We start from the raw sequence: 22827 nt of genomic DNA, 5'->3' as shown, positions 1-22827 counted from the left end.
CGGCAGTTTGAATCAGCCGCCCTTGAGCCGCTGCATCAGGACCACCTCGGCCCCCTGGGGCACCTTGGTGTGGCGGTTCGGCGCGATCTCACCGTCGACCACGACCGAAACGCCGGCCTCGATGATCGGGCCAAGTCCTGGATGGGCGGCAACCAGCCCATCCAGCGCTCCGCCGACCGTCTCGGCCTCTACCTCGACCACGCGGGCGCCCTCGGTAAAGCGCGTCAGGCTGGACCAGAGGTTGATGGCAACCATCAGCCCCCCTTTGCCTTGATCGCCGCCAGCACCTTGGGCGGCGACATCGGCAGTTCGCACAGGCGCGCGCCGGTCGCTTCCTGGATCGCGTTGGCGATGGCGGGCAGCGGCGGCGTGATGCCGGTTTCGCCCACGCCACGCACGCCGTAGGGATGGCCCGGGTTCGGCACCTCGACGATGACCGTGTCGATCATCGGCAGGTCCGAGGCCACCGGCACACGGTAGTCCAGGAAGACAGAGTTCTGCAGACGCCCGTCCTCGCCATAGATGTAGGCCTCGTTCAGCGCCCAGCCGATGCCCTGCGCGGCCCCGCCCTGGTACTGTCCTTCGACATAGGCGGGGTGGATGGCGCGACCTGCGTCCTGCACCACCAGGTAGCGCAGGATCGTGGTGCGGCCGGTTTCCGGGTCGACCTCGACATCGACGACGTGACAGCCGAAAGAGGCGCCGACCCCGTCAGGAACGGATTCATGGTGGCCCGAGATCGGCCCGCCGGTCGATCCCATCTTGCCGGCGATCTCGGCGATGGTCATGGGCGGGAATTTTCCCGCGTTGTCGCCCGCCGGCTGCGCCGCACCGTCGACCCATTCCACGGCCTCGGGGTCGATGCCCCATTCGTTCGCCGCGCGCCTGCACATCTCGGTGATGGCGTGGCCCGCCGCGACCACCGCGGCCTTGCCGCTGGCAAAGGTCGCGCGGCTGCCGTGGGTCGGCTCGTTCACACCCAAAGCACCGGTTTCCACAACGTTGACGCGCACATCCTCGTAGGGGATGCCCAGCGTTTCCGCCGTCATCAGCGCGATCGAGGCGCGGCTGCCGCCGATGTCCGGCGTGCCGACCGACACCTGCGCGGTCCCGTCCTCGGAAATCGCAAGGCTGACCGAGGTCTCACCATTGTGGTTGAACCAGTACCCGGCGGCGATTCCGCGCCCCTGGTTCGGTCCCAGCGGGATCGACAGGTTCGGGTGCGCCTTGGTGGCCTCCAGCGTCTCGACCAGACCGATGGACCCGTATTTCGGCCCGTAGCTGGCGGTATCACCTTCGCGCACCGCGTTTTTCAGGCGCATGTCCAGAGGATCGACACCCAGTTCGCGGCACATTTCGTCCAGCAGGCTTTCGACCGCGAAGGCCCCCATCGGCGAGCCCGGCGCGCGGTAGGCGGCGCATTTCGGGCGATTGGCCAGCACGTCATAGCCGACGTGTTCGACGTTCTTCAGCTTGTAGGGGGCAAAGCAGCAGTACAACGCCATGTCGACAGGCGAGCCGGGGAAGGCGCCGCCCTGCATACGGAACTCTGCCCGGGCGCCAGTGATCGTGCCGTCCTTCTTCATGCCGATCTTGACGTCCATCGAGGCCGAGGCGGTCGGGCCCGTGGCGCGCAGCACGTCCGACCGGCTCATGACCAGCTTGACCGGCTTGCCGCCCGCCTTTTTCGACAGCGCCAGCGACAGCGGTTCCATGAAGATGGTGGTCTTGCCGCCAAAGCCGCCGCCGATTTCGGACGGGGTCACGCGCAGTTGCGAGGTTTCCAGCCCCAGAACGGCGGTACACATCTTGCGGATGAACCACTGGCCCTGCGTGCAAACCCACATCTCGCCTTTGCCGTCCGCGCCCAGTTGGCCCATGCAGGCATGCGGTTCGATATAGCCCTGGTGCGTGGCCTCGGTCTTGTAGGTCTTTTCCATGACCAGATCTGCCTCGGCAAAGCCCGCCTCGACGTCGCCGCGACCGAATTCCATGTACCGCACGACGTTGGGCGGCATGCCCTCGGGCACGGTGGCATCGGCGGCTCCTTCGCGGATCACCGGCGCGTCGGGCTTGATCGCGTCGTCCACGTCGATAACATGGGGCAGGACCTCGTACTCGACCTCGATCAGGCGCACGGCCTCTTCGGCCCGCAGCTTGGACGTGGCGGCGACGGCGGCGACGGCATGGCCGTCATAAAGCGCGCGCTCGCCCGCCATCGTGTTTTCCTGCAGGTTCCAGTCCTCTCCGGTCAGTCCGGTGGGGAAATCGGCCCGCGTGATCACCGCCTTGACGCCGGTCAGCGCCTCGGCCTTCGACGTGTCGATCCTGACGATACGCGCATGGGCGTGCGGGCTGCGCAGCACCGCCGCCCAAAGCATCCCCGGCGCCGAGATATCGGCGCCGTAACGCGCGCGGCCCGTGACCTTGTCCAGCCCGTCGGGGCGATCGGGACGCGTGCCGACCAGCTTGAATTCCTTGAACTCGTCCTTAGCCATCACGCAGCCTCCTGCCGCAGTTCCGCCGCCGCATCCATGACGGCGCGGATGATCTTGTCATACCCGGTGCAGCGGCAGAGGTTACCCGCCAGCCAATAACGGATCTCTTCCTCTGTCGGGTTCGGGTTGGTTTCCAGCAACTTCTTGGCCGCGACCAGGATGCCAGGCGTACAGAAGCCGCATTGCAGGGCCGCGTGTTCGATGAACTTGCGCTGCAGCGGGTGCAGCTCGGCCCCATCCGCCATGCCCTCGATCGTCTCGACGCGCTTGCCGTCGGCCTCGACGCCCAGGACCAGGCAGGAACAGACCAGCGTGCCGTCCAGCGTGACCGAACAGGCGCCGCAGTCGCCGGTGCCGCAGCCTTCTTTCGACCCGGTCAGGCCGATGTGATCGCGCAGGCAATCCAACAGCGTTTCGCGCGGATCGGCCAGGAATTCGACCTCGTCTCCGTTCACGCTCGTGGTGACATGGACCTTGCTCATGCGGTGTCTCCTTTTGCCCGGGCCTTGGCGATCAACGCCGCCCGTTTCGTCAGCACGCCGGCCACTTCCGTCCGGAAGGCGACCGTGCCGCGTTTGTCGTCGATGGGCGAACAGGCCGCGCTGGCCGCCTTGGCCAGCGCCTCCAGCGCGGCCTCGTCCAATGTAGTGCCGATGATGGCCTCTGCCGCCTCGGGCACCAGCTTGACCGTGGGAGCAACAGCGCCCAGCGCCACGCGGGCCTCGGTCACGGTGTCGCCATCCAGCCGCAGGCTGACCGCGCTGCCGACCACGGCGATGTCCATTTCCGTGCGCGGGATGAACCGAAGGTAGGCGTCGCCCGCGTTCTGGCCACGCGGCGGCAGCAGGATCGCCGAGATAAGCTCGCCGGCCTTGAGCGCGGTCTTGCCGGGGCTGACGGGGATCTCTTCAACCGGCACGTTGCGCGTGCCATCCGGTCCGGTGATTTCGACCGAAGCGCCCGCGGCAACCAGCCCCGGCACCGAATCCGCCGCCGGAGAGCCATTGCAGAGGTTGCCCGTCAGCGTCGCGCGGCCCTGGATCTGGGTCGAGCCGACAAGCTCCATCCCCTCGACCACGCCGGGCCAGTCGGCGCACAGCCCCTCATGCGCCCCCAGCGCGATGCCGGGAACCGCCACGCCGATACGCCAGCCGCCATCGTCCGTGGCCGTGATCTCGGCAACGCCCGCGATCTTCTTGAGGTCGATCAGGTCATCGGGCTGCACCATGCCGGCCCGCATCTGGACCAACACGTCAGTGCCCCCGGCCAGGAACCGTGTCAGCCCCTTGGCCTGTGCGGCCAGTTGCGCGGCATCCTCGAATGTCGTTGGTGTGTGATATCGCAAGGTCACCTCCCTTTGTCGGTTGCCGCGGCGCTACGCATGACCGTCGCGGGTATGCCGGGGGTCGCGCCGTTTTCGCGCCCACCGTTCATGGCTGTCAATTACAAGGTCTAAGCACCCATTCGGTTCGCCGCCAGTTGGAATTCACCAAATGGGCGAAGGCCGGGCGGCCCCGGCAATCGTCTCAGCTGCAATGTTATGCAGTCCGCGCACCAAAGGGCAAGGCGCCGCAAGCAGGGAAATCCGCCGCTTCACGCCAAAGGCTTCAGCCCGCCCGGCCCAGAACCGTATCCAGGTGGCATTCCGCCAGCCGCCGTGCGGTGCGGGCAAAGCTGGGGTCACCGGAATGCTGGGCTGCAACGATCGCGCCGTCGATCAGGATCGCGATGCTGCGCGTGGTCTCGACAACGTCCGAAACCTTCATCTCCATCATCTGGGCCTTGAGCCAGGTCAGCAGGTGATCCTTGTGCCGTTCCGCCGCCTGGCGCACCGCATCGTTGCCGGTGTCGAATTCGGCCACGGCGTTAATGAACGGGCAGCCATAGAAACCGGGATCGGCAAACCAGTCCTCCAGCACGTCGAAGACGGCAAGCACACGGTTGCGCGCGGGTCCTTCGACCTGGGACAGCCGCCCGAAGAACCAGTCGCGCCAGGTGTCGCCCTCGGCCTGCAACACCGCCGAGATCAGCTCTTCCTTGGACCGGAAGTGATGATAGAGCGTCGCCTTGGCCGTGCCCGCCCGATCCAGGATCGCGTCGATCCCCGTGGCGGCGAAACCGTGGTTGCAGAAAAGATGCGAGGCCGCGCTCATGATACGGTCCCGCGCGTTCCTTGCCGGCATCGACGCAAAACTCCAGCCGCCGCCGTCATCCAGGCAGACCTCGTTCAGACCATCATCCATTGCGGCACCTTTCCATTGTGGCCTACGCCTGTCGCGCGGGCAGGCCCTATATTGGTGTCCCGCATCCAGAGGCAAAAAACAAGACAGATCAGTCCGATTCTACACTGACGTTGCAAGAGAGGTTCTTTTCTCGGCAACTGGGTGATTCCCGTAGGAACGCTCCTGAGAAACCGCCTCGACAGCCTCATCACTCGTACGATCCGCTCAAAAATTCCGCGTTTTTATCCAATTTAAAATTGCCTTAGCCCGAATACGGGCAGTCTACCTGAATTTCCGTCCAAAAATTCACCCATCTGAATATCTCGGTGTTTTTCCGCTGCGCAGCGTTGACCGTTCAGCCCGGGCGCTGCTGAAATCAGACAGAACGGTTCGTTCGAAACTTGAAAATGAGAAAGCGATGGTTGTGACACGGTTCAAGACGGAGAGCGGCGCCACCAAAAAGCCCAAGGCACCTGCGGTCAAACCCGTGCGTGGCGCCCATGTCGCCGTCCGTGGCCTGTCGCATACCTACAGGCGCGCCGATGGCCCCGTATTACAGGACCTCGATTTCGAAATCCGCCAAGGCGAGGTCGTGGCACTGCTGGGCCGGTCCGGATGCGGAAAGTCGACCCTGCTGCACATGCTGGCGGGCCTGTCGCACCCCAGCACGGGCGAGGTCGCCATCAACGGAAACGAGGTGCGCGGCCCCAGCCCCCGATGGGTGATGATGTTCCAGGCCCCGTCGCTCTATCCCTGGATGACGGTCGCGCAGAACGCCGCCCTGGGACTGAAATTCGCCCGGCGCAGCCGCGAGATCGCCACCCGCGTCCCCGACGTGCTGGAACTCGTCGACCTGGCCAGCTTTGCCGGCCGCAACGTGCAGGACCTGTCCGGCGGACAACAGCAGCGCGTGGCCCTGGCCCGCAGCCTGGCCACCAGCCCCCAGATGCTGCTGCTGGACGAACCGTTTTCGGCGCTCGACGCCTTTACCCGGCGCAGCCTGCAACGCGACGTCCGAGACATCGCCAGGACGCTGGGCATCACGATGGTGCTGGTCACGCATGACGTGTCCGAGGCCGTGCTGATGGCCGACCGCGTGCTGGTGCTGGACGCCAACCCGGGCCGCGTTGCCCATGACGTCGCCATACCGCTGGAGGACGCGGCGCGCAGCACGGGCTCGGAGGCGTTCCAGCGCGAACAGGCCCGGATGATGCAGCTTTACACCGATGTCGCCCACGGCGACGCGACCACCCCGCTGACCTGACACAGACCGAAGATCCGCCAGAGAGGACCTGAGATCATGACCAAAGACACCTGGGACGACGAAGAATACTTCGCCTCCGACTTCAGCCGGCGCCAAACGCTGGACATGCTGGCCAAGGGCGGGCTGTTTGCCTCGCTGGCCACGATGCTGGGTGGGATGCCCAACATGTCCTACGCGCAGGAGGACGAGGTCGTGCGCATCGGTTACCTGCCGATCACCGATGCCACCGCACTGCTGGTGGCACACGGCATGGGCTATTTCGAGGACGAAGGGCTGGAGAGCGAAAAGCCGACGCTGATCCGCGGCTGGTCGCCCCTGATCGAAGGCTTTGCCGCCAACAAGTTCAACCTGGTGCACTTCCTCAAGCCGATCCCGGTCTGGATGCGCTACAACAACAATTTCCCGGTCAAGATCATGTCCTGGGCGCATACCAACGGCTCTGGCCTGGTGGTGGGGCGGCATACGGACATCACCGATTTCAGCCAGCTTGGCGGCAAGCAGGTGGCGGTGCCCTTCTGGTATTCGATGCACAACGTCGTGCTGCAATACGCGCTGCGTCAGTCGGGTGTGACCCCGGTCATCAAGGCCCAGGGCGAACCGCTGGCCGCCAATGAGTGCAACCTGCAGGTCCTGCCGCCGCCAGAGATGCCGCCGGCGCTGGCCGCGCGCAAGATCGACGCCTACATCGTGGCCGAGCCGTTCAATGCGCTGGGAGAGCTGAAGGCCGGCGCGCGGATGCTGCGCTTTACCGGCGACATCTGGAAGAACCATCCCTGCTGCGTCGTCTGCATGCACGAGGAGGTGACCGAAAAGAAACGCGAGTGGACCCAGAAGGTGATGAACGCCGTGGTCCGGGGCGCGATCTATTCCAGCCAGAACAAGGCCGAAGTCGCGGGCCTGCTGTCCAAGGACGGCTGGGGCTACCTGCCCGCGCCCGCGCCGGTCGTGACCCGCGCCATGACCCATTACGACGACGAGGATTACACCACTATCGGCGCCAACAAGCACGTCGCCGACTGGCAGAACGGCCGCATCGACTTTCAGCCCTGGCCCTATCCTTCGGCGACCAAGCTGATCGTCGAGGAGATGAACAAGACCGTCGTTTCCGGTGACGCGACCTTCCTGGCCGATCTGGACCCGCAGCATGTCGCCGACGACCTCGTGAACTACGAATTCGTCAAGGCCGCGCTGGACAAGTACCCGGAATGGCAGAACGATCCCTCGGTCAACGCGGGCGACCCGTTCAACCGGGACGAGGTCCTGAAGCTGTGACCGCGATCCCCGACACCCCGGCAGGCGGTTTCCGCCTGCCCCGGCTGGGCCGGCTGCGGGGCATCGCAAATGCGGCCCTGGGCATCGCTGCGCTGATGCTGCTGTGGTGGCTCGGCGGCCTGGCGGTAGCAAACGATCCCGACATGTTCGCCTTTGCCGATTTCGCCCCGGCACCCACACTGGCCGCATTGCAGGACATCGTCACCTCGGGCGAAGTCTGGCAGATGTCGGGGCCCTCGCTCTATCGCGTGGGCTATGGCATGGGGATCGCGGCCGCCATCGGCGTGCCCGTGGGCATCGCTATCGGGCGCATCCCCTTCCTGCGCGAGATCACCAACGTCCCGTTCCAGTTCCTGCGGATGATCTCTCCGCTGTCCTGGATGCCCATTGCGGTCATGGCCTACGACACCTGGGACGGCGCCATCGTCTTCCTGATCGCGGTGGCGGCGATCTGGCCGATCCTGTTCTCGACCGCCGCGGGCGTGCGCCGGATCGACCCCAGCTGGCTCAAGGTGGCGCGCAACCTCGGCGCCAACCCGTTCCACATGCTGTTCGTGGTGATCCTGCCCGCCATCGCCGTCGACATCCTGACCGGCCTGCGGCTGGCCTTGGGCGTCGCCTGGGTGGTGTTGGTGCCGGCGGAATACCTCGGCGTCACCTCGGGGCTTGGCTACGCGATCAACGATGCCCGCGACACGCTGGACTACTCGCGGCTGGCCGCCGTCGTCGTGGTGATCGGCGTCATCGGCTTCGCGCTCGACTGGCTGTGCATGCTGGCGATCAAGAAATTCAACTGGGTGCGCGACACCGCGCACTGACCCCAAGACAGACAACCAGAGGAGAGACCCCATGTCTGAACCCGCAACCGTCCTGACAGGCTGCCTGGCCCCCATCGACAAGACCGGCCTCGACGGGCTGATCGCCAAGGGCAAGGAAAACCCCCAGGCCGTCAAGACACTGACCTGCAAAACAGTGGCCGAAGGCAAGTTCCGCCACGCCAACTATATCCGTGACCTCGAACCCTACATCGTGGACGAACCGCCGGCTCTTCTGGGCGACGACACCGCGCCCAACCCCTCTGAGGCCTCGCTGGCCGCGCTTGGATCCTGTGTCGCCGTCGGCCTGCATGCCAATGCTGTTGCCCGTGGCATCACCGTGCAGAAACTTGAACTGCAACTGGAAGGTGATCTGAACATCACCGCCGTCTGGGGCACCGGTGACACCAGCGAAAAGCCGGTGGGGTTCACCGACGTTCGCATCAAGGTCGACATGGAGGCCGACTGCCCGCAGGAGGAAATCGACGCCCTGGTCCAGCACGTGATCCAGTGGTCGCCGGTGTTCAACACCTTCTCGCGCCCGGTCAACATGGTCGCCGAAACCATGTGATCCACCGCCTGTCCCGGATGCGCGCCGCGCGACGCGCGGCCGGGACGGGCCTGCCCCTATTGCCACAGTTTCAAGGACAGCCCGCCATGAATATCGCGACTCCCGTTACGACCGTCGACCTGAACGCGGTGGACCAGATCGCCGCCAGCGACCTCACCTCGATGGTCCGCACGATCGACGATGAAAAGACCTATCCCGAAGCGATCATGCGCGCGATGGGCGGCACCGGCGCCTATGGCACCCACCTTGCCGGGCCCGACGCACCCTGCGACCTGGGCCCCTCGGTGCTGGCGATGGCGCGGGCCTCGGAGATCTGCCTCTCAACCGGGTTCTGCATCTGGTGCCAGGACGCGCTGGGGTGGTACATCTCCTCATCCGAAAATGCCTGGCTGAAGGAAAACATCCTTCCCAGGGTCGCCACAGGCGAGATCCTCGGCGGCACCGGGATGTCGAACCCGATGAAGGCAATCGCCGAGATCGAAAAGCTCAAGCTCAAGGCGGTCCGTGTCGAGGGCGGCTACCGCGTCAAGGGCGTGCTGCCCTGGGTGTCGAACCTCTCGGCCGATGGCTGGTTCGGCGTGATGTTCTCGGTCGAAGGCGAGGACAAGACCGTCATGGCCATCGCCCACGCCGACGAGGCCAAGGGCGTGAAGCTGAAGCTGGACCACGATTTCGTCGCGATGGGCGGGACCGCCACCTGCCAGGTGATGTTCCGCGACGTGTTCATCCCCGACGAACAGGTGATCGGCGACCCCGCACCCGCATTCATCAAGCGCATACGCGGCGGCTTCGTCCTGCTGCAATGCGGGATGGCCGCGGGCATGATCCGCAGCTCGATTGAACTGATCCGCAAGATGGAAGGGCCGCTGGGCCATGTGAACCAGTATCTCGAAAAAGGTGCGGACGATCTGGAGGCCGAATACGACGCGCTGGTCACCGAGGTTCTGGAGCTTTGCAAGACCCCCTATGACCTCTCGGACGCCTTCTGGAAACGCGTGTTGCAGGCACGCCTGACCGGCGGCGAACTGGCGGTCGAGGCTGCGCATTACGCCATGCTGCACAGCGGTGCACGCGGCTATGTCTCCGGCGGTGAGGCGCAGCGCCGCCTCCGCGAGGCCTATTTCGTGGCCATCGTGACACCGGCCACCAAACATCTGCGCAAGATGCTGGCCTCACTCGACACCTGATCCGCACCCAAGCTGACGACCCATGAACGACGGCGACCCGATGCAGGCCGCCGCACCCACTCACTTTGCCAACTGGAAAGGACTGATCTCATGGAAAGCGCACTGATCTCACCTGCCGAACTGCAGACCCTCATGACGGGCGGCAACATCGTCCTGATCGACACCCGCGACCCCGAAAGCTTTGCCGCGGGCCACATCGAAGGCGCGGTGAACATGCACGACATCTTTACCTACCTCGCCACATCGGACGCCGAGGGCATGGCCACGCTGCGCGACAAGTTCGCGGCCGAATTCGGCGCCGCCGGGCTGGACGGGACAAAGACCGCGGTCATCTACGAGGCCTCGATGAACACTGGCTTCGGCCAGTCCTGCCGCGGGTTCTTCCTGCTGTCCTACCTGGGATACCCCAGGATCAAGGTCCTGCACGGCGGCTATGCCGCCTGGGACGCCGCCGGCCTGCCCGTCTCGACCGAAACCGTCGCGCCCACACCTGGCGGGTTCGAAATCGACGAGTCCGCCGCCGGGATCATGATGGATCTCGACGACATGAAGGCCGCCCTGGCGGAGGACGATTCCGTGATCCTCGACGTGCGCGACATCGACGAATGGATCGGCACATCCTCTTCGCCCTACGGCGTCGACTTCTGCCCGCGCAAGGGCCGCATCCCCGGCGCCGTCTGGATCGAATGGTACCGCATGATGAAGCCGGGCGCCGACGGCCCGATGATGAAATCCCGTGACGAGGTGCTGGCCGAATGCGCCACCGTGGGGATCACCCCGGACACGCCGGTCAAGCTCTACTGCTTCAAGGGCGCGCGCGCCTCGAACACCTTCCTGGCCCTCAAGGAGGCCGGGGTGAAGGATGTCGCGCTGTACTTCGGGTCCTGGAACGAATGGTCCCGCGATCCCGCCCTGCCGATCGAGGAAGGCCTGCCCTTCCCCGCCTGACCCGGTTTTTCCAACCCCTGACAAGAACGGAGACTGAAACCATGACAACCCGCGCCGAACTGACCGAGAAGATCATCGCGCACAAGACATTCACCGGCGTGAAATGGGCCGACGTGGCCAAGGAGGTCGGCCAGTCCAAGGAATGGGTGACCGCCGCGCTTATGGGCCAGCTGTCCATGACCAGGGAGCAGGTCGAAAAGGCCGGCAACGCGCTGGGGTTGAACTTTTCCGACGAGGAAATGGCGCTCTTGATGATGGTGCCCTACCGTGGCTCGATCCCGACGCAGGTCCCCGCCGACCCGCTGATCTATCGCCTGTACGAGGTCGTGGCCGTCTATGGCACCACGATGAAGGCGCTGATCGAAGAGGAATTCGGTGACGGGATCATGTCGGCCATCGACTTCACGATGGACATTTCGCGCACCGAGGACCCCAAGGGCGACCGCGTGAAGGTCATCCTCGACGGCAAGTTCCTGCCCTACAAGATGTACTGACCCTGCTGGCGGGCGCGCCTTGCCGTGCCCGCCGCCGCCAACAGGACCTTCCCCAATGACCCATATCGCCATCATCGGCGCCGGCCAGGCAGGCGCGGCGCTGGCCGCGAAGCTTCGCGCGCTTGGCTATGACGGGCGGCTGTCGCTGTTCGGCGCCGAACCCGTCGCGCCCTACCAGCGCCCGCCCCTGTCCAAGAAATACATGCTGGGCGAGATGGCACTCGACCGGCTCTTTCTGCGGCCCGAGAGTTTCTACGCCGAGCAGGAGATCGACCTTTTCACCGATACCAGAGTGGCGTCACTGGACGCCAAGACCCGGCGCCTGCGCCTGGCAGATGGCCGCGAGATCACCGCCGACAGGATCGCCCTGACCACCGGCGCCGACCCGATGCGCCTGCCCGGTGCCATTGGCGGCGACCTGCCCGGCGTCTACACCATGCGCAGCCTGGCCGACGCCGATGCCGCAGCGCATGAATTCCGCGCCGGGCGCCGCGCACTAATCGTCGGCGGTGGCTACGTCGGCCTGGAGGCAGCGGCGGTCGCGGCGCAGCAGGGCGTGCAGGTGACGCTTGTGGAAATGGCGCCGCGTATCCTTGCGCGCGTGGCCTGCGCCGAAACCGCCACCTGGATCAAGGCCCTGCATGCCGCGCATGGCGTCGATATCCGCGAAGGCTGCGGGCTGGACGGCCTGAACCAATGCGGGGACACCCTGTCCGCCAGGCTGTCCAACGGCAGCACGCTGGAGGTCGATTTCGTCATTTGCGGCATCGGCGTGCGCCCCGCCACGGCTCTGGCCGAGGCGGCGGGTCTGACCATCGACAAAGGGATCGCGGTGGATGTTATGGGCCGCACCAGCGCCGAGGGCATCTATGCCGCCGGGGATTGCTGTTCCTTCCCCTGGAAGGACCGCCGCATCCGGCTGGAAAGCGTGCCCAATGCCATCGACCAGGCCGAGGCCGTCGCCGCCGCGATGCTGGGACAGCCGCACCCTTACGTCGCCAAACCCTGGTTCTGGTCGGATCAATACGCGACCAAGCTGCAGATCGCCGGGTTGAACACCGGCTATGACCGGGTCGTCACGCGCCCCGGGGACAAGCCGGGTACGCAAAGTCACTGGTACTATCGCGGCCCCGAACTGCTGGCCGTGGACGCGATGAACGACCCGCGCGCCTACATGACCGGCAAACGCCTGATCGAGAGTGGCAAGTCCCCCCTGCCCAAGGCCGTGGCCGACACGGGCGTACCGCTCAAGGACCTGGCCGACACGGGCGTACCGCTCAAGGACCTGGCGCTTATCCCCGCCACATGAACGGCAACACCCCGGGCAGGAGGTCCTGCCCGGGGTGTTGCCGTCATTCCTTGCGCCTTAGCGCGTCGCGTCGCGATACCATGCAATGATGGTGGCCCGGCTTTCCGCATCCATCGTCGAGATCGCGTTGGGCGGCGGCATCGCGTGACTCACCCCGGACTGAAGGAAGATCTGCTTGGCATGGCGGGCCACGTCGGACTCCGTCTCCAGCACCACGCCCTTGGGCGGCCAGAGCACACCCTCCCAGACGGGTTCGCGCGAATGGCACATCGAGCAGTTGCCCAGCACCACGTCATAGGCATCCGAGAACCCCTCGGCCGAGGCGAATTGCTGTTCGTAGGGCGACAGCGGGCGTGCCTCTGCCTCGTCGTAGGTGTCCAGCATCGGCGCGGTCGACAGCCAGGCGATAACGATGAAGAGGATCACCGTGACGGCCCAGGTCCAGTTCGGCTGGCCTTTGCGGGCGTGCATCGAGTTGAAGTAGTGCCGGATCGTCACCCCCATCAGGAACACGAGACTGGCGATGATCCAGGCGTAGTCGGTGCCGAAGGCCAGCGGGTAGTGGTTCGACAGCATCAGGAAGATGACCGGCAGGGTCAGGTAGTTGTTGTGTGTCGAGCGCAGCTTGGCGATCTTGCCATACTTGGGATCGGGGGTCCGGCCCTCTTGCAGGTCCTTCACCACGACGCGCTGGTTCGGCATGATGATGAAGAACACGTTGGCCGTCATGATCGTTGCCGTGAAGGCACCCAGGTGCAGCAGGGCGGCGCGGCCCGTGAACACCTGGTTGAGACCCCAGCTCATCACCACGATGATGACAAACAGCACCAGCATCATCGCGGTCGGATAGTCACCCAGCTTCGACTTGCAGAGGAAGTCGTACAGCAGCCAGCCCACACCGATCGTCGCGGCCGAGATCAGGATGCCCTGCCACAGCGACAATTCCGCCTTGGTCGGATCCAGCAGGAACAGCTCTCCGCCGACCCAGTAGACGATCATCAAGAGACCCGCGCCCGACAGCCAGGTGGCATAGCTTTCCCATTTGAACCAGGTCAGGTGGTCCGGCATCTGTTCCGGTGCGACCAGGTATTTCTGGATGTGATAGAAACCGCCGCCGTGGACCTGCCATTCCTCGCCATGCGCGCCTACCGGCAGATGCGGCACCTTCCGCAGGCCCAGGTCCAGCGCGATGAAGTAGAACGATGAGCCAATCCAGGCGATTGCGGTGATGACATGCAGCCAGCGGACGGCAAAGGCCGCCCAATCCCACATGATGGCCAGATCGTACATTGCAAGCCTCCTAAAGGGTCGAATCCACGGCACACTATGCGGATGAGAATTGTTCTGGTATCGCTGCTCAATACCAAGCAGCATCAAAAATTGCAGAACAATGTCCTATCTCGACAATATCCGAACTTTTGTGCGTGTCTATGAACTTGGCAGCATGTCGGCAGCGGGTCGGGACCTGCGGATTTCGCCTGCGGTCACCTCTTCGCGAATCTCCCAGCTTGAGGAACACCTCAGCGTGCGGCTGTTCCAGCGCACCACGCGCAGCCTGACCCCCACCGAACATGGCCGGGCCTTCTACAGCGGCGCCTGCGAGATCCTGGAATCGGTCGAGAATGCCGAGGCGCAGGTGGTCAGCATCACCGAGAATCCCAAGGGATCGCTGTTCGTGGCAGCGCCTCTGGGCGTCGGGCGGCGGTTGATCGCGCCGCAGGTGCCGGATTTCCTGGAGACCTACCCGGAGGTCAATGTGCGGCTGCGCCTGACCGACCGCAAGGTCGACCTGACGACCGAGGGGCTGGACCTGGCGTTCTTTCTTGGTCAGCCAGAGGACAGCAACCTGCGCATCCGCAAGATTTCAGATGTCGAAAGGGTGCTTTGCGCCGCGCCGTCCTACCTCGAGGCGCGCGGGACACCGATGACCGGCGACGAGATCCTGGAAAAGGGACACGAGTGCCTGAACCTGCGCTTTCCCGGCGCGACGGAATTCCAATGGCGGTTGAAGACCCCGGAGGGTGTGCGGAAATTCCCGATCACGGGCCGCTACGAATCCGATGACGGGGACGTTCTGACCGACTGGGCCCTGGGCGGGCATGGAATCGCGCTCAAACCGATCTTCGAGGTCGCAGACCACCTCGAAGCGGGCCGGCTGGTTCCCGTCGCGACGCAGACGCCGCCGGAGCCCATCCAGATGGCCTGCCTGTTCACCCATCGGCGCAGGCAGGACCCCAAGACCCGGATGTTCATGGAATTCGTGATAGATCGCATCGGCGCCGTCGTCCGCGACGCCGAAAAGCGGGTTCAGCTGCCGCGATAGGTGCTCATGCCGAAAGGCGACAGCAGCAGTGGGACATGATAATGGGCGTCGGGATCCGACATGCCGAAGCGGATCGGAACTTGATCCAGAAACAGGATCTCTTCATTCGCCTGTCCGGTGCGGCGCAGGTAATCGCCCGCAAAGAAAACGAGCTCGTAGGTACCAGTCTCGAATTGCTCGGCCGGAAGAATGGGCGCATCGGTGCGGCCGTCGTCATTGGTTACGGTCTCGGCGATCTTGCGGTGCGAGTTTCCCGATACCTGGTAAAGGGCGATCGTGATGCCCTCTGCGGGGCACCCGCGCGCAGTGTCGAGAACATGGGTGGTCAGGTATCCGGCCATTGCTGCAAACTCCCTTGCTTGACGTCTTATAGGGCGGGTTCGCGCCCCGGTGCAAAACCTGCGGGGCTAAAGGCACCTTCAAACGCTTTTTGAAAAACTCCCCGATTATTCTGGTTTATAAATGCCCAAATTCGATGAGGGCAGACGTGACACGTTATCCAAGAGACATGACCGGCTATGGCGCGACGCCACCCGCCGCAAACTGGCCCGGCGGCGCAAGGATCGCCGTCCAGATCGTTCTGAACTACGAGGAAGGCGGCGAGAACTGCACCCTGCATGGCGATGCCGCCTCCGAGGCCTTCCTCTCCGAGATCACCGGCGCCCAGCCCTGGCCGGGACAGCGCCACTGGAACATGGAATCGATCTACGAATACGGCGCGCGCGCCGGGTTCTGGCGGGTGCACCGCGCCCTGCGCGACCTGCCGGTGACCGTCTACGGCGTCGCCACGGCACTGGCGCGGGCCCCGGAACAGGTCAAGGCCATGAAAGCCGCCGGTTGGGAAATCGCCAGCCACGGGCTGAAGTGGATCGAACACAAGGACATGACCGAGGCAGAGGAACGCGCGCAGATTCGCGATGCGATCGCGCTGCACACCGAGGTCACCGGCACACCGCCGCGCGGCTGGTACACCGGACGCTGCTCCATGAACACGGTCGATCTGGCCGCAGATGAGGGTCAGTTCGCCTATATTTCAGACAGTTACGCAGATGACCTGCCCTATTGGCACCGGGCGAATGGCCGCGACCAGCTGATCGTGCCCTACACTATGGATTGCAACGACATGCGCTTTGCGATCCAGGCCGGGTTCACACACGGCGACCCGTTCGAGGCGATGCTGAAGGATTCCTTCGACATTCTCTACGCCGAGGGCTCAGAGGGCGCCCCCAAGATGATGTCGATCGGCCTGCATTGCCGCCTGGTCGGCCGGCCCAGCCGGATGGCCGCGCTGAAACGCGCGCTGGCGTACATGCAATCCCACGAGGATGTCTGGTTCGCCACGCGCCTGCAGATCGCTGAACACTGGACAAAGGAGCACCCGCCGATGACCCGACAACGCCCCTCCGAGATGGACCGCGACAGCTTTGTGGCGGAATACGGTGGCATCTTCGAGCACAGCCCTTGGATTGCCGAGGGCGCCTTTGCGCTGGAACTGGGTCCGACCCATGACACCGCCACGGGCATGCATTCGGCGCTGGCACGCGTGTTCCGCGCCGCGGACGAGGACAAGCGTCTTGGCGTGCTCACCGCGCACCCCGACCTTGCCGGCAAGCTGGCCGAGGCCAAGCGGCTGACGGCGGAATCGACGGCAGAACAGGCCTCTGTCGGGCTTGATGCGCTGACCGACGAGGAACGCGCCACCTTTACCGAGTTGAACACCGCCTACACGGACAAGTTCGGCTTTCCCTTCATCATCGCGGTCCGCGACAACACCAAGGCCACGATCATGGAGGCCTTCAAACGCCGGGTCGCCAACGACCGCGAGACCGAATTCGCAGAGGCCTGTCGCCAGGTGGAGCGCATCGCCGAGCTGCGCCTGGAAGAGAAGTTCGCCGCATGAGCCGCAGCATCGTCGCAGAGCCCCTGACCCGCGAGGCCTTTGCCGGTTTCGGCGACGTGCTCGACACGGCGGGCGAGGCAGACAAGCTCATCAACCAGGGACTTTGCGGCCGCTACCACGACCGCGCGCGGCTGGACTTTGCCGACGCGCGCGCGGGCGTCAGCCTGTTCAAGGCAGAGCCGCGCAACCTGCCCCTGAAACTGGACATGGTCGAACGGCATCCCGACGGCAGCCAATGCTTCATTCCCATGAGCATGGACGGCTTCCTGGTTGTCGTCGCCGGGGACGAAGGCGGCAAACCGGGCACCCCGCGCGCCTTCCTGAGCGCCCCCGGGCAGGCCGTCAACTTTCACCGCGGAACCTGGCACGGCGTCCTGACGCCGCTGGTGGCGCCCGGTCTTTTCGCGGTGGTGGACCGGATCGGAGAGGGTCCGAACCTGGAAGAACACTGGTTCGAGGCGCCTTACGAAATCAAAACCTGAATGGGCAGTCGGAGGAGGAGCCGGCACCCGTATTCATTGGAGGAAAGAACATGGCCGATACATCCATCGGGACACCGGAGCAGCTCCGCGACCCGAATTACACACCGCCCATCGCCAAGGCGGTGCCACTGGGGATCCAGCACGTCCTGGCCATGTTCGTTTCGAACGTGACCCCGGCCATCATCGTCTGCGGCGCGGCGGGCTTTGGCTTTGGCTCGAATTCGCCCGACTTTCCGCAAATGATCTACATGATCCAGATGTCGATGTTCTTTGCCGGCATCGCGACGCTGTTCCAATCCATCGGACTTGGCCCCATCGGGGCGCGGCTGCCGATCGTGCAGGGCACGAGTTTTGCCTTTATCCCGATCATGATCCCGCTCGTCGCGGGCAAGGGCGTGGATGCCATCGCCGTGCTGATGGGCGGTATTCTGGTCGGCGGGTTGTTTCACGCAACGCTGGGCCTTTTCATCGGCAAGATCCGCTTTGCCCTTCCGCCTCTGGTCACCGGACTGGTGGTGACCATGATCGGTCTGGCGCTGGTCAAGGTCGGGGTTCAGTACGCGGCGGGCGGCGTTCCGGCCATCGGCACGCCCGAATACGGATCGGGCATCAACTGGCTGATGGCGGGCACGGTGATTTTCGTGACGCTGGGGCTGAAGTTCTTTGCCCGTGGCATGCTGTCGGTTTCGGCCGTACTGGTGGGCCTGCTCGTGGGCTATGCGCTGGCCTTCGCGCTGGGTCAGGTGAACCTGGGCAACGTCGGCCGCGCCGCGCCTTTCGCACTGCCGAACCCGCTGCATTTCGGCCTTGAGTTCTCTGTCGCGGCGGTTGTCGGCTTCTGCCTGATGTCCTTCGTCTCGGCAGTGGAAACCGTAGGCGACGTGTCCGGTATAACCAAGGGCGGCGCGGGACGCGAGGCGACGGACAAGGAAATCCAGGGCGCGACCTTTGCCGACGGGATCGGCACGGCGATCTCGGGCCTGTTCGGTGCCCTGCCCAACACGTCTTTCAGCCAGAACGTCGGCCTGATCGCCATGACCGGCGTCATGAGCCGGACCGTCGTCACCATCGGCGCCTTTTTCCTGATCCTCTGCGGCCTGGTGCCCAAGATCGGCGCCATCATCTCCTCGGTCCCGATCGAGGTACTGGGCGGCGGCGTGATCGTGATGTTCGGCATGGTGGTCGCGGCGGGTGTCTCGATGCTGTCGGACGTGCACTGGAACCGCCGCAACATGGTGATCTTTGCCATTGCCCTGTCGCTGGGCCTGGGCCTGCAGCTTGAACCCGACGCGCTGCAGTACCTGCCCGGAACGGTCAAGGTGCTGGCAACCTCTGGCATCCTGCCCGCGGCCCTGATCGCCATCGTGCTGAACCTGGTCCTGCCGCACGAACTCGCCGATGAGTCCACCGAAGAAGTCTCGGGCGGAATGGCCGGCCACGGGGACGGATCGCTCAAGCAGAGTTGATTTACTCCACGAGAAACGACCAAGGCCCGCTGGTGTCCAGCGGGCCTTTTTGCATCATCTCCCGGTTGCCGTTGCACTCCCCATGCGAAGGGGTCTCCACGGCAACCAAAAGCTCCCGACCGGATATATTGTCAGCCCCCGCAACGTCTGTTCCGAGGCCATCTTGGACAATGCGGCACACATGACTACACAGTGACGTATGACGATGATCCAAGACCTAGAGCAGATAGTGACCTCGGTCCTTCCGGCCGACCCCAGCTTCCGACTGGTCGGACGCGAGGAGTTGGAATTTCACATCAACGAAGCCCGGCAAAGTGCACTCGCGAACTCGAAGGATGCGTTCCTGCTTTCCCTGATGCGCCTTCTGGCTTTGCCGGGGAACGGTCACACGCGCCTGATCCCAAACGATGCCATCTTGGTTCTCCCTCTAAGGTTCGCAACCATCGGCACCACTGTGCGCCTGCTCGACGCCGCGTCGGGTTTCTCTGATGCGATTGGGGGCGATTTGATATCCATCAATGGTGTTCCCGCAGGCGAAATCGAGGTTGCCGCAGAGAAACTTCTGGCGGGGACGCCGCAACGAAAACGCGTCATCGGGCCAATCCTGTTTGCATGGCCAAGTGCATTGCGGCACCTGGGCGTTCTTTCGGCCGGCGACGCAATCGAATACCGGGTACGAAGCCGGACGGGGGAGCTCAGCGAACTACTTCTGAGTCCTGCAAATTTGGTGCCCGGCTCCACGCTCTATCCTCGCGGTGAACACGGAAAAGCCGACGCATCCTGGACGCCCAAATCCTTTCTGAAGACGAAAGACTTTGGCCAACCCGGGGTACTATTGGTCCTTCCGAGCTTCTTCGACCCCGGCGAAACCGCACTTCCGGAAGCGGTTTCCGAGGCGGCAGACCTGGTAAGATCGCGCCCGGGCACGCCCCTGATCATTGACGTTCGCGGAAATACAGGGGGCGACTTTCTTCAGACCATGCCTTTGATCGACGCGATCTCTGAGGGTGCGGAAGGCCGGCGGGTCGGTTTGCTCATCGACAAATTCACCTTCTCCGCCGCCATCGTCTTCACCGCCATCCTGAAGCACCGCCTGGGAGAACGGCTCGTCCTGATCGGGGAAGAGATGGGGGATGGGCTGACATTCTTTGCGGAAGGGGGCACATTCGACCTCTCGTCCAGCGGAGCGGCCGTGCGATATTCTACAGCCTTCCATGATTGGGCCAGTGGTCGTACCGACGACACCACTCCGACCGAAATCGCGGAGAGACTTGTCCCGACTGGTACACTGGAGCTGGACCGCGCCTGGGTCGCGCAATCGGACGATGGTGAAACGCTGGATCGGTTCAGCCGGGAGGTTCTGGACAGTCTGAACACCTAGGCGGACGGCAGCAAAGCCCCGCACAGCCGACACTTGAAACGAAAGCGCCCTCGCTGTTTTCCGCGAAGGCGCTTGACCACTATCAGTTCACGCCCGCCGTGCCAGGGGGCCGGTGACGCAACGCATCTGCTTGCGCACTTTTGGAAAACAAACCGGCCTTTTTGATGGCCTGCTTTGGCGCCAGTCAGCCGCGGGCCGTCAGCCGCAACGGCATATGCCGGTTCACGTCCTTGTAGAGCAAGTAGCGGAAACGTCCCGGCCCACCCGCATAGCAGGCCTGCGGGCAGAAGGCGCGCAGCCACATGTAATCCCCGGCCTCGACCTCGACCCAATCCGTGTTCAGCCGGTAGACCGCCTTGCCTTCGAGAACGTAGAGCCCGTGTTCCATCACGTGGGTCTCGGCAAAGGGGATCACGCCGCCGGGTTCAAACGTCACGACGGTCACATGCATGTCATGGCGCAGGTCGGTCTGATCGACGAACCGCGTGGTCGCCCATTTGCCGTCCGTGCCCGGCATGGCGGCGGGCGTGATATCCTTTTCATTGGTCACGAAGGCCTCGGGCGCGGGCAGTCCCTCGACCGCCTCGTAGGCCTTGCGGATCCAGTGGAATTTCAGCAGCGCGTCGCCGGTGTTCCGAAGGGTCCAGTCGGTCGCGGGCGGCAGGAAGGCAAAGCTCCCGGGTTCCAGCACATGGGCCGTCCCGTCGATGGTCAGCGTTCCGGTGCCCTCGACAACGAAAATCACGGCCTCGGCGCCGGGATCGGTTTCCGGCCTGTCAGACCCGCCGCCGGGCGCGACTTCCATGATGTACTGGGAAAAGGTCTCGGCAAAGCCGCTCAGCGGACGCGACAGCACCCACAGGCGCGTGTCCTCCCAGAAGGGCAGGAAGCTGGTGACGATGTCGCGCATCGTGCCCTTGGGGATCACCGCGTAGGCGTCGGTGAACACGGCGCGGTCCGTCATGATCTGCTCTTGAGGAGGATGCCCCCCCATCTGTGCATAGTAGCTTGCGGTCATATTGGCCTCTGGGACATTGGGGTTCCCCCGAACCTAGCCTGACGCCCGGCGCCGGGCCAGCAAGCGGTTGCCGACAACTCTATTCCGAAAAACTTGAAAATGGGACGGATTGCCCCGGATGAGCAGGATTGTCAGCGGGCCGGGCTGATCGCGCCGGCCCGCCTTCGGGACCCGTCAGGCACCGCGCCGGGCACCCTTCTTTTTCTTGGCCCAGAACGGTGGCACGTCGCCCGCCATGATGCAGCCGTAAGGGTCGATGTAATCCTCGATTTCGGCCAGCCCGTAGGACTTGATCTGCGCCACGACGCTGTCCGCATCCTTGTAGCTGGACGGCAGTTCCGAGGCATCCACCGCCCCGGCGTGAAACCGGATGTCCAGCCCCTCTGTCTCGGCCTTCAGCATCTGGTCGGGCGTGACCGATCCCATGCGGCGGCGGTGCTCGGAACGGGAAAAGTTGCGCCCGGCCCCATGCGGGCTGAACCCCAGCCCGCTTGCCGCATCCAACCCGCGCGTCACCAGGACCGGCTGCGCCATGTTCAGCGGGATCAGCGTCAACCCGCTGGCGTCATCGGCATAGTCCTTCCAGGCCGGGGTCGCGCCCTTGCCGTGAAAGTAGAGATCGCCACGCTTGAAGACGAAGTTGTGCTCGTTCCAGAAACGGTCGCCCACCTCGGCCCCGGCAACCGCCGCCGTCGCGTCGTGGATCATCGCGTGGTTGGTCTTGGTCCACTGGCGGATGATCTGCAGGGCGTCCCAGTAGTCCTGCCCCTCTTCGCTGTCCGCCGGAATCCAGGCGTTCTGCTTCAGCGTTTCGGGCGACAGCTCTCGGCGAAAACGTTCCGCCGCGATCATCCCCTCCTTGTAGAGCACCGCCCCCGGACCGCGAGAGCCGTGGTGCGTGACCATCGCCGTGCGCCCGGTCCTGCGTGAGCGTCCGACGAACAGGAAATGATTGCCATCCCCCTGCGTCCCCAGGTGCGCCTGCGCCATTCCCAGGATCTTCTGCGTGCAGAGGAAGGAGTTGTAGCGAATCTCGTCCAGCAGATCGACTGGCAGGCTATAGCGTTTGCCCTGCGGGCGCCCGCCGGGTCCGAAATGCGTGACCGACTGCGCGGCATCCAGCACCGCCCCGGGATCGGCCATCCCCATGTCCGAGATCATGACCGAACAACAGATGTCGGCCGAATGCATCCCGGGATGAATCGCGTTTCTTGCAGCCGCCACGCCCCCGACCGGGATCGTCCCTTCCGGTCCTGCCGGGCAGGCGTCGGGCATGATCGCCCCCGCCTCGATCGTGGGCGTGCGCATCAGTTCGCGCATGGTGGCACGGACCTTGGCGACGTTCTCCTGCTCGTCGGGATGCGAAATCTCGATGTTCTCGGAAAAGGCCAATTCGCCGGGCGCGCGCAGCGCCAGCGTGTCCGGCTCTGGCGGGGCCATTCCATCCAATTCCTGGCGGATGCGCACAAGGCCGTAACCCTCGGCACGCATCGCGTTCGCCTTTTCCAGCAGAACGGGGAAATGCTTGCCAGGGCGGTGGCCCCAGTCCTTGAGGTGGTGCCCGGTGACCGGGTCAAACGTGGCTTCATCCGACATCGTCATGAAAACATCTCCTGAAATGGCCCCCGGCGACAAGGGTGAAGAAACATGTCCGGGACCCGCCCCGCGCGTGACGCG

22 protein-coding genes are annotated in these 22827 nt (G+C 64.4%); 13 read left to right on the top strand and 9 right to left on the bottom strand.

Annotated elements, in window-relative coordinates:
• Window positions 1-12: 12 nt before the first annotated feature.
• From BLQ71_RS13855 to BLQ71_RS13835, 5 genes are all read right to left on the bottom strand, one after another.
• The gene (locus BLQ71_RS13855; protein ID WP_043137126.1) at window positions 13-255 is read right to left on the bottom strand and encodes a MoaD/ThiS family protein; all 243 of its coding nucleotides are present in this window, start codon (window positions 253-255) and stop codon (window positions 13-15) included.
• Window positions 255-2498, bottom strand: a complete 2244-nt coding sequence (locus BLQ71_RS13850) for a xanthine dehydrogenase family protein molybdopterin-binding subunit (RefSeq protein ID WP_069210932.1) — start codon at window positions 2496-2498, stop codon at window positions 255-257. The genes BLQ71_RS13855 and BLQ71_RS13850 overlap by 1 nt, the downstream gene beginning before the upstream one ends.
• Complete coding sequence (locus BLQ71_RS13845; protein ID WP_074622129.1) at window positions 2498-2980, bottom strand: (2Fe-2S)-binding protein; 483 nt, start codon at window positions 2978-2980, stop codon at window positions 2498-2500. The genes BLQ71_RS13850 and BLQ71_RS13845 overlap by 1 nt, the downstream gene beginning before the upstream one ends.
• On the bottom strand, window positions 2977-3843 hold the full coding sequence (locus BLQ71_RS13840; protein ID WP_074622128.1) for an FAD binding domain-containing protein: 867 nt from the start codon (window positions 3841-3843) through the stop codon (window positions 2977-2979). The genes BLQ71_RS13845 and BLQ71_RS13840 overlap by 4 nt, the downstream gene beginning before the upstream one ends.
• Window positions 3844-4105: 262 nt before the next feature.
• Entirely contained in the window at window positions 4106-4741 is a 636-nt protein-coding gene (locus tag BLQ71_RS13835) for a TetR/AcrR family transcriptional regulator (RefSeq protein ID WP_083242449.1), read from the bottom strand.
• Between the two features lie 397 nt (window positions 4742-5138).
• Between BLQ71_RS13835 and BLQ71_RS13830 the strand changes: the two genes are divergently transcribed.
• From BLQ71_RS13830 to BLQ71_RS13795, 8 genes are all read left to right on the top strand, one after another.
• Window positions 5139-5984, top strand: coding sequence for an ABC transporter ATP-binding protein (locus BLQ71_RS13830; protein ID WP_074622127.1), 846 nt, complete (start codon window positions 5139-5141; stop codon window positions 5982-5984).
• 36 nt (window positions 5985-6020) lie between these two features.
• Window positions 6021-7256, top strand: coding sequence for an ABC transporter substrate-binding protein (locus tag BLQ71_RS13825; RefSeq protein WP_074622126.1), 1236 nt, complete (start codon window positions 6021-6023; stop codon window positions 7254-7256).
• The gene (locus BLQ71_RS13820) at window positions 7253-8074 is read left to right on the top strand and encodes an ABC transporter permease (RefSeq protein WP_198548528.1); all 822 of its coding nucleotides are present in this window, start codon (window positions 7253-7255) and stop codon (window positions 8072-8074) included. Before BLQ71_RS13825 ends, BLQ71_RS13820 begins: the two co-directional genes overlap by 4 nt.
• A gap of 31 nt (window positions 8075-8105) precedes the next feature.
• Window positions 8106-8642 (top strand): OsmC family protein, encoded by a 537-nt coding sequence (locus tag BLQ71_RS13815; RefSeq protein WP_043137138.1) that lies wholly within the window; start codon window positions 8106-8108, stop codon window positions 8640-8642.
• Window positions 8643-8728: 86 nt separating this feature from the next.
• Window positions 8729-9829 (top strand): acyl-CoA dehydrogenase family protein, encoded by a 1101-nt coding sequence (locus BLQ71_RS13810; RefSeq protein ID WP_074622125.1) that lies wholly within the window; start codon window positions 8729-8731, stop codon window positions 9827-9829.
• A 90-nt stretch (window positions 9830-9919) separates the two neighbouring features.
• Complete coding sequence (locus tag BLQ71_RS13805) at window positions 9920-10777, top strand: sulfurtransferase (RefSeq protein ID WP_074622124.1); 858 nt, start codon at window positions 9920-9922, stop codon at window positions 10775-10777.
• 41 nt (window positions 10778-10818) lie between these two features.
• Window positions 10819-11271 carry a cyanase gene (gene cynS, locus BLQ71_RS13800; protein WP_069210924.1) on the top strand — a complete coding sequence of 151 codons (453 nt, stop codon included), beginning with the start codon at window positions 10819-10821 and terminating at the stop codon, window positions 11269-11271.
• Between the two features lie 55 nt (window positions 11272-11326).
• Complete coding sequence (locus BLQ71_RS13795; RefSeq protein WP_074622123.1) at window positions 11327-12580, top strand: NAD(P)/FAD-dependent oxidoreductase; 1254 nt, start codon at window positions 11327-11329, stop codon at window positions 12578-12580.
• Between the two features lie 57 nt (window positions 12581-12637).
• Here the strand turns inward: BLQ71_RS13795 and BLQ71_RS13790 are convergent, their stop codons facing one another.
• Complete coding sequence (locus tag BLQ71_RS13790; RefSeq protein WP_069210922.1) at window positions 12638-13870, bottom strand: urate hydroxylase PuuD; 1233 nt, start codon at window positions 13868-13870, stop codon at window positions 12638-12640.
• 100 nt (window positions 13871-13970) lie between these two features.
• Between BLQ71_RS13790 and BLQ71_RS13785 the strand changes: the two genes are divergently transcribed.
• Window positions 13971-14903 (top strand): LysR family transcriptional regulator, encoded by a 933-nt coding sequence (locus BLQ71_RS13785; RefSeq protein WP_074622122.1) that lies wholly within the window; start codon window positions 13971-13973, stop codon window positions 14901-14903.
• On the opposite strand, the gene uraH is transcribed toward BLQ71_RS13785, so the two are convergent.
• Window positions 14888-15244, bottom strand: a complete 357-nt coding sequence (gene uraH / locus BLQ71_RS13780) for a hydroxyisourate hydrolase (protein WP_074622121.1) — start codon at window positions 15242-15244, stop codon at window positions 14888-14890. The genes BLQ71_RS13785 and uraH overlap by 16 nt on opposite strands.
• Before the next feature lie 146 nt (window positions 15245-15390).
• Between uraH and puuE the strand changes: the two genes are divergently transcribed.
• The 4 genes from puuE to BLQ71_RS13760 all read left to right on the top strand — a co-directional run bounded on the left by puuE (window position 15391) and on the right by BLQ71_RS13760 (window position 20132).
• Complete coding sequence (gene puuE / locus BLQ71_RS13775; protein ID WP_074622247.1) at window positions 15391-16803, top strand: allantoinase PuuE; 1413 nt, start codon at window positions 15391-15393, stop codon at window positions 16801-16803.
• On the top strand, window positions 16800-17285 hold the full coding sequence (locus BLQ71_RS13770) for an ureidoglycolate lyase (protein WP_069210920.1): 486 nt from the start codon (window positions 16800-16802) through the stop codon (window positions 17283-17285). The genes puuE and BLQ71_RS13770 overlap by 4 nt, the downstream gene beginning before the upstream one ends.
• A gap of 50 nt (window positions 17286-17335) precedes the next feature.
• The gene (locus tag BLQ71_RS13765) at window positions 17336-18751 is read left to right on the top strand and encodes a uracil-xanthine permease family protein (RefSeq protein ID WP_074622120.1); all 1416 of its coding nucleotides are present in this window, start codon (window positions 17336-17338) and stop codon (window positions 18749-18751) included.
• Between the two features lie 205 nt (window positions 18752-18956).
• Window positions 18957-20132, top strand: a complete 1176-nt coding sequence (locus tag BLQ71_RS13760; RefSeq protein WP_254780714.1) for a S41 family peptidase — start codon at window positions 18957-18959, stop codon at window positions 20130-20132.
• Between the two features lie 184 nt (window positions 20133-20316).
• On the opposite strand, the gene BLQ71_RS13755 is transcribed toward BLQ71_RS13760, so the two are convergent.
• Together BLQ71_RS13755 and BLQ71_RS13750 are read right to left on the bottom strand one after the other, a co-directional pair.
• Window positions 20317-21150 (bottom strand): bifunctional allantoicase/(S)-ureidoglycine aminohydrolase, encoded by an 834-nt coding sequence (locus BLQ71_RS13755; RefSeq protein WP_074622118.1) that lies wholly within the window; start codon window positions 21148-21150, stop codon window positions 20317-20319.
• Window positions 21151-21324: 174 nt separating this feature from the next.
• A complete protein-coding gene (locus BLQ71_RS13750) occupies window positions 21325-22752 on the bottom strand; it encodes an RtcB family protein (RefSeq protein ID WP_229754863.1) in 1428 nt (475 codons plus the stop codon).
• Window positions 22753-22827: the final 75 nt, after the last annotated feature.

The sequence above is a fragment of the Antarctobacter albus genome (genome assembly GCF_900101505.1).
GTDB classification, from domain to species: Bacteria; Pseudomonadota; Alphaproteobacteria; order Rhodobacterales; family Rhodobacteraceae; genus Antarctobacter; species Antarctobacter albus.
The sequence above is the reverse complement of the archived record's forward strand: the minus strand, read 5'-3'. Positions and strand labels throughout refer to the sequence as shown.